This window comes from Pseudomonas sp. W2I6 (assembly GCF_030815935.1).
Lineage (GTDB): Bacteria > Pseudomonadota > Gammaproteobacteria > Pseudomonadales > Pseudomonadaceae > Aquipseudomonas.
Genome location: NZ_JAUSXJ010000001.1, coordinates 6079843 through 6091063 on the forward strand (window position 1 = coordinate 6079843; position 11221 = coordinate 6091063).

The 11221-nt window shown below is 60.9% G+C and carries 11 protein-coding genes; 5 read left to right on the top strand and 6 right to left on the bottom strand.

Features of this window, described 5'->3' with window-relative positions; all coding sequences use genetic code 11:
* Positions 1 to 180: 180 nt before the first annotated feature.
* Positions 181 to 657, top strand: coding sequence for a sn-glycerol-3-phosphate transporter (locus tag QF039_RS28180; protein WP_177009072.1), 477 nt, complete (start codon positions 181 to 183; stop codon positions 655 to 657).
* Between the two features lie 151 nt (positions 658 to 808).
* Here QF039_RS28180 and QF039_RS28185 read toward each other — a convergent pair whose 3' ends face one another.
* The 6 genes from QF039_RS28185 to QF039_RS28210 all read right to left on the bottom strand — a co-directional run bounded on the left by QF039_RS28185 (position 809) and on the right by QF039_RS28210 (position 8115).
* Positions 809 to 1777, bottom strand: a complete 969-nt coding sequence (locus QF039_RS28185; RefSeq protein WP_003213981.1) for a CDP-6-deoxy-delta-3,4-glucoseen reductase — start codon at positions 1775 to 1777, stop codon at positions 809 to 811.
* Positions 1777 to 3243, bottom strand: coding sequence for a 4-hydroxy-3-polyprenylbenzoate decarboxylase (gene ubiD, locus QF039_RS28190; RefSeq protein WP_008438879.1), 1467 nt, complete (start codon positions 3241 to 3243; stop codon positions 1777 to 1779). The genes QF039_RS28185 and ubiD overlap by 1 nt, the downstream gene beginning before the upstream one ends.
* Positions 3244 to 3332: 89 nt before the next feature.
* The gene (locus QF039_RS28195) at positions 3333 to 5318 is read right to left on the bottom strand and encodes an acyltransferase family protein (protein WP_177022365.1); all 1986 of its coding nucleotides are present in this window, start codon (positions 5316 to 5318) and stop codon (positions 3333 to 3335) included.
* 156 nt (positions 5319 to 5474) lie between these two features.
* Positions 5475 to 6734, bottom strand: a complete 1260-nt coding sequence (gene rho, locus QF039_RS28200) for a transcription termination factor Rho (protein ID WP_008438874.1) — start codon at positions 6732 to 6734, stop codon at positions 5475 to 5477.
* Positions 6735 to 6968: 234 nt separating this feature from the next.
* Positions 6969 to 7298 carry a thioredoxin TrxA gene (gene trxA / locus QF039_RS28205; RefSeq protein WP_003213989.1) on the bottom strand — a complete coding sequence of 110 codons (330 nt, stop codon included), beginning with the start codon at positions 7296 to 7298 and terminating at the stop codon, positions 6969 to 6971.
* 121 nt (positions 7299 to 7419) lie between these two features.
* Positions 7420 to 8115, bottom strand: coding sequence for a FadR/GntR family transcriptional regulator (locus QF039_RS28210; RefSeq protein ID WP_008438871.1), 696 nt, complete (start codon positions 8113 to 8115; stop codon positions 7420 to 7422).
* Positions 8116 to 8370: 255 nt separating this feature from the next.
* Between QF039_RS28210 and QF039_RS28215 the strand changes: the two genes are divergently transcribed.
* The 4 genes from QF039_RS28215 to QF039_RS28230 are packed head-to-tail and all read left to right on the top strand — an operon-like array spanning position 8371 to position 11218.
* On the top strand, positions 8371 to 9156 hold the full coding sequence (locus tag QF039_RS28215; protein WP_003213993.1) for a transporter substrate-binding domain-containing protein: 786 nt from the start codon (positions 8371 to 8373) through the stop codon (positions 9154 to 9156).
* 22 nt (positions 9157 to 9178) lie between these two features.
* Positions 9179 to 9847 carry an amino acid ABC transporter permease gene (locus QF039_RS28220; RefSeq protein WP_003213995.1) on the top strand — a complete coding sequence of 223 codons (669 nt, stop codon included), beginning with the start codon at positions 9179 to 9181 and terminating at the stop codon, positions 9845 to 9847.
* Positions 9844 to 10494 carry an amino acid ABC transporter permease gene (locus tag QF039_RS28225; RefSeq protein WP_003213996.1) on the top strand — a complete coding sequence of 217 codons (651 nt, stop codon included), beginning with the start codon at positions 9844 to 9846 and terminating at the stop codon, positions 10492 to 10494. Before QF039_RS28220 ends, QF039_RS28225 begins: the two co-directional genes overlap by 4 nt.
* Positions 10481 to 11218 carry an amino acid ABC transporter ATP-binding protein gene (locus QF039_RS28230; protein ID WP_307521815.1) on the top strand — a complete coding sequence of 246 codons (738 nt, stop codon included), beginning with the start codon at positions 10481 to 10483 and terminating at the stop codon, positions 11216 to 11218. The genes QF039_RS28225 and QF039_RS28230 overlap by 14 nt, the downstream gene beginning before the upstream one ends.
* Positions 11219 to 11221 lie beyond the last annotated feature (3 nt).

Sequence of the window (11221 nt, forward strand, 5' to 3'; positions counted from 1 at the left end):
TTAAATACCTTTAAAGAATAAGCGAATGCATAAGCCCAGGCCGCTCCGCTCATCAGGATTGGCTGCCTCAATCCCTGTAGTTTCAGCGCAGGTTCAGCCTGGGGGCACGCTGAGCCTTCAAAATAGGCGCCTGTCACGACCCACCTGGCCGCCAACCGAATCGACTACCGAGGTCACTCCATGAAATACCGACTGCCCAGCCTGTTGTTCCTGGCACAGGCCACCACCGCCCTGGCGGCGGAAGTGCCGACCCAGGACGAAAAAGGCTTCTGGTATGCCCAGACGAGCGTCTACACCCGGCATTTTGCGCCGGACAAGGACCACAACAACAACCAGGACCTGATCGGCCTGGAGCGCAATGAAGCGTCAGGCCTGGTGTATGGCGGGGCGACGTTTCGCAACTCGTTCAGCCAGCGTTCGTACTACGCCTATGCCGGCAAACGCTACGACATGCCCGATTACCCGGTGTACTTGAAGCTGACAGGGGGTTTGATCCAGGGCTATCGCGGCAAGTACCGCGACAAGATTCCGCTGAATGGACTGGGGGTAGCGCCGGTGATCATCCCCTCGGTGGGCACCCACTACGGGCCGGTCGCCGCCGAGCTGGTGTTGCTCGGGTTCAATGCGGCGATGGTGACCACGGGCGTTCGTTTCTGATCGAGCCGCTGAAAGGCTTCTGTGGCGAGGGAGCTTGCTCCCGCTGGGTCGCGAAGCGGCCCCTGAAGTTCATGCGGTCTTTCAGGTAGAACACAGCGACTGTTTCGGGGCTGCTGCGCAGCCCAGCGGGAGCAAGCTTCCTCGCCACACGTTAAGGGCGGGGTGCGTAGGCAAATACGTCAGCACGCATCTGGTGTGCATCCATGCCGGCCTCGACCAGCGCATCCAGGGTGCCGTAGATCATCGCCGGTGAACCGCTGGCGTAGACATGCACGGCCTTGAGGTCGCTGATGTCTTCGCACACCGCTTCATGCAACAGCCCGCAGCGCCCTTCCCAGCCACACAGGTCGCTGACCACTTTGTGCAGGAACAGGTTGGGCAATTGCAGCCACTGGTCCCAGTGCTCGATGTCGTAGAAATCCTCGGGGCGACGCACACCCCAATACAGATGCACCGGGTGCTTGAAGCCACTGGCGCGGCAGTGTTCGATCAGGCTGTGCATCTGGGCCATGCCGGTGCCGGCGGCGATCAGCACCAGCGGCCCGTCGGGCAACTCCGCCAGGTGGGTGTCGCCAAACGGCATTTCGATGCGGGCCATCTGGTTGCGCTGCAACTGCTCCAGCAGGCTGCGGGCGCTGTCTTCCCGGGCCAGCACGTGCAATTCCAGCTCGCGCCCGGCGTGGGGCGCCGAGGCCAGGGAGAACGCCGACTTCTCGCCGTTTTCCCGCTCGATCATCAGGTATTGCCCGGCGTGATAGCGCACCGCCTTGCCAGCCGGAGCCCGCAGGCGCACGCGCCATACGTCACCGCCCACTTCAACGCATTCACTCAGTTGGCAAGACAGTTTGCGCACCGGCAATTCTCCCGGCGCCAGCACGCCATCCCACAACACAATGCAATCTTCCAGCGGTTCGGCAATGCAGGTATAGAACTCGCCATGGTCACGCACCTCACCGGCTTGCTGCACCCGGCCTTCCACCAGCAGCGCCGCGCACACGTGGCACACGCCATTGCGGCAGGCCTGGGGGCAATCGTAGCCCAGGCGGCGCGCGCCCTCGAGGATCCGCTCGCCGGGCGTCAGTTCCAGTACCGCACCGGAAGGCTGCAGGGTTACACGCATCAATCTATTCCTAATTCTTTCCAGAGCGCATCCACACGGGCAGTGACCGCTTCGTCCTTGACGATCACGCGGCCCCATTCGCGGGTGGTTTCACCCGGCCATTTATGGGTGGCGTCCAGGCCCATTTTCGAGCCGAGGCCCGATACCGGGGAAGCAAAGTCGAGGTAGTCGATCGGCGTGTTGTCGATCATCACCGTGTCGCGCTTGGGGTCCATGCGCGTGGTGATGGCCCAGATCACGTCGTTCCAGTCCCGGGCGTTGATGTCGTCGTCGGTGACAATAACGAACTTGGTGTACATGAACTGTCGCAAAAACGACCACACACCCAGCATTACCCGCTTGGCGTGGCCGGGGTACGACTTCTTCATCGTCACGATGGCCATGCGGTACGAGCAGCCTTCGGGCGGCAGGTAGAAGTCAGTGATTTCCGGAAACTGCTTTTGCAGGATCGGCACAAACACTTCGTTCAACGCCACGCCGAGGATCGCCGGCTCATCAGGCGGGCGGCCGGTGTAGGTGCTGTGGTAGATCGGCTTGATCCGGTGGGTGATGCGCTCGACGGTGAACACCGGGAAGCTGTCGACTTCGTTGTAGTAGCCGGTGTGGTCGCCGTAGGGGCCTTCATCGGCCATCTCGCCCGGGTGAATCACGCCTTCGAGGATGATTTCGGCGGTGGCCGGCACTTGCAGGTCGTTACCGCGGCATTTCACCAGCTCAGTGCGATTGCCGCGCAACAGGCCGGCGAAAGCGTACTCGGACAGGCTGTCGGGCACCGGCGTGACGGCGCCGAGGATGGTCGCCGGGTCGGCGCCCAGGGCCACGGAAACAGGGAATGGCTGGCCGGGATGCTTTTCGCACCACTCACGGAAATCCAGCGCGCCGCCACGGTGGCTCAGCCAGCGCATGATGACCTTGTTGCGGCCAATCACTTGCTGACGGTAGATGCCGAGGTTCTGGCGGTCTTTGTTCGGGCCTTTGGTGACGGTCAGGCCCCAGGTGATCAGCGGGCCGACGTCGCCAGGCCAGCAGGTCTGCACGGGGAGCATGCCGAGGTCGACATCCTCGCCTTCGATCACCACTTCCTGGCAAACCGCGTCTTTCACGACCTTGGGGGCCATGGCGATGATCTTGCGGAAGATGGGCAGCTTCGACCAGGCGTCCTTGAGCCCCTTGGGTGGCTCGGGCTCCTTGAGGAAGGCCAGCAGCTTGCCGATCTCGCGCAGTTCGCTGACCGACTCGGCGCCCATGCCAAACGCCACGCGGTCGGGGGTGCCGAACAGGTTGCCGAGCACCGGGATATCAAAGCCCACCGGGTTTTCGAACAGCAGCGCCGGGCCCTTGTTGCGCAAGGTGCGGTCGCAAATCTCAGTCATCTCCAGGACCGGGGAAATCGGCACCTGGATACGTTTCAACTCTCCGCGCTGCTCAAGTTGCTGCACGAAATCCCGAAGATCCTTGAATTTCATTAACCATGCCACCCGTAAAATAGGCGTACATCCTACCTGCTCTTACGGTCGCTGGCAGCTTATTGAGCAGCATTGCCGACGACACAGACTCAAAGAGCCGATGCCTGGGTTTCATCGCGCAAGGCTTTGAACAAGGGTTCAAGAAACGCCTCGACATACCGCGAACCAACCGCCGAGAGGTGATTGTCGTCGGTGTACAGCGACTGACCGTCCAGTTCCACCCGGCACCAGTCATTCGCACTGCATAACTTGGGCGCCGGATCCATTACCTTTACCCCGGGATCAGCCGCCGCCATGCGCTCGAATACGCTGCTGATATAGGCCTGACGCTGGAGGTGCTCATCCAGGGGCATGCCTTCTTTGTCGGTGGGCCGGCCGAGCATCGCCAGGCGACTCAGGCGGTAAGGCGGACTGAATTCCTGCAGGGGGACTTCCTTGACCAGCCACACCCGATGGCCGCTGGCGCGCAATTGCTGCACAAGGGCGCCCAGACTTTCAGCGAAGCGCCGCTCGGCGAAGGCGCGGTCATAGGTTCCGGTCGCCGGGTCCAGCAACGAAGCCTCGGTATCACCATCGCGCTGCCCATAGACATACAGGCTCCAGCGCGCCACCAGCACCACGTCGCTAAAGGTTTCCTTGCCGAGCAACTGCGTGACCTGCTGGTTAAAGGCCAGGCAGCCCGGAACGCTTTCCTTGCGATTAAACGGCAGGCAACCGGCATAACCTGCCTGCGTGACGCTGACACCGTACTTGCTGGCGCCGTCTTGCAACGCCGGAACCAGCGCCGTGGCATGGCTATCGCCCCAGACCAGCGCGCGTGTCGGCGCGGACTGAGGTCCGAAATGACAAAATCCATGGTGGCGATTTTTCCCACCATCCACCAGGCAGGCCATAAGGTCCGGGCTCCACTCGCGCGCCTGGGCAAATTGCAGCGCCTCGGGCGACAGGCGCCAAGGCAAGCCCTTCGTCATGACCAGGCCTTTGCCGAGCAGTCCCACCCCAAGCAGCGCGATACCCGCCGCCACCAGGATTTGCTTGCGCCCTGCCAACAGCCGACGTTCACGGAACGGCGCCTCGACAAACCGCCAGGACGCATAACCCAGCACCAGGCTCAACACAAACAGTGCACCAAGCTCCCACGGGCCCAGCCCGTCGACACTGGCGTACTTGCCAAACACGTACACCGGCCAGTGCCACAGGTACCAGGAGTAGGAGATCAGGCCAATCCCCACCAGCAAGCGGCTACCCAGCAGCTTGCTCGTCAGGGTAGTTTGCTGGCCGTTGGCCCAAATCAGGCAGACCACGCCCACCACCGGCAACAGCGCTGCGGCGCCGGGAAACGGCGTGCTCGGGTCATACGCGAAGACCGCCAGCAGGATCAGGCCGAGGCCGGCAAGGCTGACGGCCTGCGCCAACGCCGGGCTGGCGCGGTACTCGCGTACCGGCATTACCGCCAGCATTGCGCCCGCCAACAGCTCCCAGGCACGCATCTGCAGCAGGAAAAAGGCTCTTTCCGGAGCGTGGGCCACCGCCCATGTACTCATGCCGAATGACACCAGCAACAACACGAACAGCGCCGTGCGCCAATATTTGAGCCGGCTCGACAGCAGTGTCAGCAGGAGTGGGAAGAGGATGTAGAACTGTTCTTCAACCGACAATGACCAGGTATGCAGCAACGGTTTGATATCGGAGGCCACATCAAAGTAACCGTCCTGACGCATGAAAAACAGGTTGGAGATAAACACCACCTGGTTATGTATCGAGCGCCCCAACTCGCTGTAATCCTTGGGCGCCAGCAGGAACCAGCCCACCACCAGCGCGCCGAGCATCATCACGAACAGTGCCGGCAGGATACGCCGCGCTCGCCTGGCCCAGAAGCTGACAAAACTGAAACGGCCGGCCTCACGCTCGCGCCAGATGATCGAGGTGATCAAGTAGCCGGAGATCACGAAAAACACGTCGACGCCGACAAAGCCGCCGGTAAAGCCCGGTACACCAAAATGAAACAGCACAACAGCGAGCACAGCTATGGCACGCAGGCCGTCAATGTCCCTGCGATAAGCGAGAATGGTCATAAAATCTTGTAATTTGCCTGATCGGATGGACAGCGAGTGTAGTCACACACGCGAATTTGTTTCTAAACAGACACACACTAAAGCCAAAACTCCTTTTCCAGAAACAAAAAAAATGGCGCCCCATGGGGCGCCATCCTTTTTGACCGAAGCGTCGTGTTACTTGCGCTTCATCGACAGGAAGAACTCGTCGTTGGTCTTGGTGGTTTTCAGCTTGTCGATCAGGAACTCGATGGCCGCAACTTCGTCCATCGGGTGCAGCAGCTTGCGCAGGATCCACATGCGCTGCAGTTCGTCATCGGCGGTCAGCAACTCTTCGCGGCGCGTGCCGGAACGGTTGATGTTGATGGCCGGGAACACCCGCTTCTCGGCGATACGACGGTCCAAAGGCAGTTCCATGTTGCCGGTACCTTTGAACTCTTCGTAGATCACTTCATCCATCTTCGAACCGGTTTCAACCAGTGCGGTGGCGATGATGGTCAGCGAGCCGCCTTCTTCGATGTTCCGCGCAGCGCCGAAGAAACGTTTCGGTTTCTCCAGGGCGTGGGCATCGACACCACCGGTAAGCACCTTGCCGGAGCTTGGGATCACGGTGTTGTAGGCACGGGCCAGACGGGTGATGGAGTCGAGCAGGATCACCACGTCTTTCTTGTGTTCGACCAGGCGCTTGGCCTTCTCGATCACCATTTCGGCAACCTGCACGTGGCGGGTTGGCGGCTCATCGAACGTCGAGGCAACCACTTCGCCGCGCACGGTGCGCTGCATTTCGGTTACTTCTTCCGGACGCTCATCGATCAGCAACACGATCAGGTGAACTTCAGGGTTATTACGGGCGATGTTCGCTGCGATGTTCTGCAGCATGATGGTCTTGCCGGCTTTCGGCGGGGCCACGATCAGGCCGCGCTGGCCTTTGCCGATCGGGGCACACAGGTCGATGACACGACCGGTCAAGTCTTCGGTGGAACCGTTGCCGGCTTCCATCTTCATGCGCACGGTCGGGAACAGCGGCGTCAGGTTCTCGAAGAGAATCTTGTTTTTCGCGTTCTCGGGACGATCGTAGTTGATCGTGTCGACCTTGAGCAGGGCGAAATAACGCTCGCCTTCCTTTGGAGGGCGGATCTTGCCAACGATGGTGTCACCGGTGCGCAAGTTGAAGCGACGGATCTGGCTCGGCGAGACGTAGATATCGTCTGGGCCGGCGAGATAGGAAGCGTCTGCAGAGCGGAGGAAGCCGAAGCCGTCCTGGAGAATCTCCAGCACGCCATCACCGGAGATTTCCTCGCCGCTTTTCGCGTGCTTTTTCAGCAGGGAGAAAATCACGTCCTGCTTGCGCGAACGGGCCATATTTTCTATGCCCATCTGTTCGGCCAATTCGAGCAGTTCGGTAATCGGCTTTTGCTTGAGTTCAGTCAGATTCATATAGGAATGACGTAATCATTTATGGAGGGGGGGAAATTAAGCTTTTGGCTTAATGAGGCCGCGCCGCAGAGAAGGCGACAGGATCGCGTACTAATCGAAAAGGAGAGCGTCGGCGACGGCTTGCAGGGGGCAGTGGAGAAACCAGTGCGGGGCCGAATGTACCACCTGAGTTTCAGAGCGTCTAGCCCTGTTTCACGAAAAAGCCCCGCAAATTGCGGGGCTTTTTGAGGACGCTTAGATATTGGCGTCGAGGAAAGCTTGCAGCTGGGACTTCGACAGCGCGCCGACCTTGGTGGCCTCGACGTTGCCGTTCTTGAACAGCATCAGGGTCGGGATACCACGCACGCCGTGCTTGGCCGGAGTTTCCTGGTTGTCATCGATGTTCAGCTTGGCAATGGTCAACTTGCCTTCGTAAGTGGTGGCAATGTCGTCCAGGACCGGAGCGATCATTTTGCAAGGACCGCACCACTCAGCCCAGTAGTCAACCAGCACCGGGCCCTGGGCCTTCAGTACTTCGGCCTCGAAGGTCGCGTCGGTGACGTGCTTGATAAGATCGTTGCTCATGGATGTCTCCGGGTTGTAAGCAAAAAAAACGTTGCCCATCATAGCCGCCCTTCCCGCGTTCAGGAAGCCGCAGCTGATTGACTCTTCCTATGATGGCGCATGAGTTTGGGTATAGCCCAACTCATGGGGTTACGGGAGTGATGAAGGCAATCCCTGTACGCAACGCCGCGTTACGCACATGTTCCTGCATGCTTTTCTGCGCCGCCCCGCTGGCGCGTCGGGCCAGGGCACGGAGGACCTTGCGGTGCTCCTGCCAGGTCTCCATGGCCCGCTCCGGCCGGATGAACGGTAGTTTCTGGCTCTCCAGGAACACCTCGGCACTGGCGCTGAGGATGCTCACCATCGCCTGATTGCCGCTGGCCAGCAGGATGCGCCGGTGGAATTCGAAGTCCAGCCGGGCGGCTGCCTCGAAATCACCGGCCTTCAGCTCCTTGCGCATCGCCTCGACGTTATCTTCCAGGATGTCCAACTCCCCGGTGGTCAGCGTCACCGCCGCCAGCCCCGCCGCAAAACCTTCCAGGGCGTAGCGCAGTTGAAAGATATCCAGCGGCGTCGCCTGTGCCGTAAACGGCCAGGCCAACCCCGGCAGCTCTTCGACTGCTTGCACGAACACGCCTTTGCCCGGCTGCACACTTACCACGCCCAAGGCACTGAGGGACGACAAGGCTTCACGCAAAGAGGCCCGGCTCACGCCCAATTGCAGCGCCAGGTCGCGCTGGGAGGGCAACGCATCACCCGGCCCGAAGCCCTCGTCAGCGATCAATTTGCGGATGGCCTGTAGCGCCACTTCCGGTACGGCTTGGGCGATGGAATTCATAAGAAACTCAGGTTTCCAGTCAACTGAGCGGCTAGTTGTAAAGCTATTCGCAGCGCCCGGCAAGCCACGCCCCAAAGGGGCTCGCGCGGTTTTGACGGCGCTCGAAAAGGGTGCAGAAAACCCAGTAACTGTTCAGACCAGTAAGACCGCCAAGACTCAACAGCCACCGGCTCTGGCGCGAAATACGGCGGTGCTGGCATGGGCTGTGCACTGGCAAAAACCGGAAAATCCTTTCGTCCTTTTCGGAGAGTCGCCATGACCAAGCGTTGCAGCGCCCTGCTCACTGCCCTGTTTGCCAGCCTGATGCTGAGCCAGGCGCCCGCCCAGGCCAACGGTCTGGACGATATCGTCGCCCGTGGCACCCTCAAGGTGGCCGTGCCCCAGGATTTCCCGCCGTTCGGCTCGGTCGGCCCGGACATGAAGCCCCGCGGCCTGGACATCGACACCGCAAAGCTTTTGGCCGACCAGCTCAAGGTCAAGCTTGAACTGACCCCGGTCAACAGCACCAACCGCATCCCGTTCCTCACCACCGGCAAGGTCGACCTGGTGATTTCCAGCCTGGGCAAGAACGCCGAGCGCGAGAAGGTCATCGACTTCTCCAAGGCCTACGCGCCCTTCTACCTCGCCGTATTCGGCCCTCCCGATGCGCCGATCAGCACCGTTGACGACCTCAAGGGCAAAACCATCAGCGTGACCCGTGGCGCCATCGAAGACATCGAGCTGACCGCCGTGGCGCCTAAAGAGGCGACGATCAAGCGCTTTGAAGACAACAACTCGACCATCGCCGCCTACCTCGCCGGCCAGGTGGACCTGATCGCCAGCGGCAACGTGGTGATGGTGGCCATCAGCGAACGCAACCCCAAGCGCGTGCCGGCACTGAAAGTGAAGCTCAAGGACTCGCCGGTGTACGTGGGCGTGAACAAGAACGAGCCGGCGCTGCTGGACAAGGTGAACCAGATCCTGGTCGCGGCCAAGGCCGACGGCAGCCTGGAAAAGAATGCATTGCAGTGGCTCAAAGAGCCGCTGCCGGCTGATCTCTGAGCGCGGTAACGAGGGTTAGCCTATGGCCTATCAATTCGACTTTGTGCCGGTCCTGGCCAATACCGATCTGTTGCTGCGCGGCGCGCTGTTCACACTTGAACTGACCGCCATCGGTGCAGTACTGGGCGTGGCGCTGGGAATCGTCGGCGCCGTGGTGCGGGCGTGGAAGATCCAGCCGTTCAGTTGGATCTTCGGCGTGTACGTCGAGTTGATCCGCAACACGCCGTTCCTGGTGCAGTTGTTTTTCATCTTCTTCGGCCTGCCGTCCCTCGGCCTGAAAATCACCGAATGGCAGGCGGCAGTGCTGGCGATGGTGATCAACCTGGGGGCGTACTCCACCGAGATCATCCGCGCCGGGATCCAGGCGATCCCCCGCGGGCAACTGGAAGCGGCGGCCGCGCTGGCGATGACACGTTTCGAGGCGTTCCGCCATGTGGTGTTGCTGCCCGCGCTGGGCAAGGTCTGGCCAGCCCTGAGCAGCCAGATCATCATCGTGATGCTCGGCTCGGCGGTCTGCTCGCAGATCGCCACCGAGGAACTGAGCTTTGCCGCCAACTTTATCCAGTCGCGCAACTTCCGCGCCTTTGAAACCTATGCGCTGACGACCCTGGTCTACCTGTGCATGGCGCTGATGATCCGCCAATTGCTGAACTGGATCGGCCGGCGCTATGTCATGAGGAACGCCCGATGAGTGATTTTTCGTTCTGGGACATCGTGCGCAACCTGCTCACCGGTTTGCAGTGGACCTTGCTGCTGTCGCTGGTGGCGTTCATCGGCGGCGGCGTGATCGGTTTGCTGGTGATGACTATGCGCATCAGCACCAAGGCGTTCCCGCGCAATGTGGCCCGCACCTATATCGAACTGTTCCAGGGCACGCCGCTGTTGATGCAACTGTTCCTGGTGTTCTTCGGCATCGCCTTGCTCGGCGTGGACATTTCGCCCTGGCTGGCGGCGGCGATTGCCTTGACCCTGTTCACCAGCGCCTACCTGGCCGAAATCTGGCGTGGCTGCGTCGACTCCATCGCCCACGGCCAATGGGAGGCGTCCGCGAGCCTGGCCCTGAACCCGCTGGAGCAATTGCGCTACGTGATCCTGCCCCAGGCCCTGCGCATTGCCGTGGCGCCAACCGTGGGTTTCTCGGTGCAAGTGGTCAAGGGCACCGCCGTGACCTCGATCATCGGCTTCACCGAGCTGACCAAGACCGGCGGCATGCTCGCCAACGCTACCTTCGAACCCTTCATGGTCTATGGCCTGGTGGCGCTGGGTTACTTCCTGCTCTGCTACCCCTTGTCCCTCAGTGCGCGCTACCTGGAAAGGAGACTGCATGCCTCTGCTTAGAATTTCCGCCCTGCATAAATATTACGGCGATCACCACGTACTCAAGGGCATTGACCTGAGTGTCGAAGAAGGCCAGGTGGTGGCGATCATCGGTCGCAGCGGCTCGGGCAAATCCACCCTGCTGCGCACCCTCAATGGCCTGGAGTCGATCAACGACGGCGTGATTGAAGTCGACGGAGAATACCTCGACGCCGCCCGCGCCGACCTGCGCATCCTGCGGCAGAAAGTCGGCATGGTGTTCCAGCAGTTCAACCTGTTCCCACACCTGACGGTGGGCGAAAACGTCATGCTTGCGCCGCAAGTGGTGCAGAAAGTGCCGAAAGCCAAGGCCGCACAATTGGCGCGACAGATGCTCGAGCGCGTTGGGCTGGGGGAGAAGTTCGACGCGTTCCCCGATCGTTTGTCCGGCGGCCAGCAGCAGCGGGTAGCAATCGCCCGGGCTCTGGCGATGTCGCCCAAAGTGCTGCTGTGCGATGAAATCACCTCGGCCCTGGACCCGGAGCTGGTCAACGAAGTGCTCAGCGTAGTGCGCCAACTGGCCAAGGATGGCATGACACTGATCATGGTCACCCATGAGATGCGTTTTGCCCGGGAAGTGGGTGACAAGCTGGTGTTCATGCACCAGGGCAAGGTGCATGAAGTGGGCGACCCGAAAATCCTGTTTGCCAATCCGCAGACCGCCGAGCTGGCCAACTTCATCGGTTCGGTGGAGCGCACGGACTGAGGC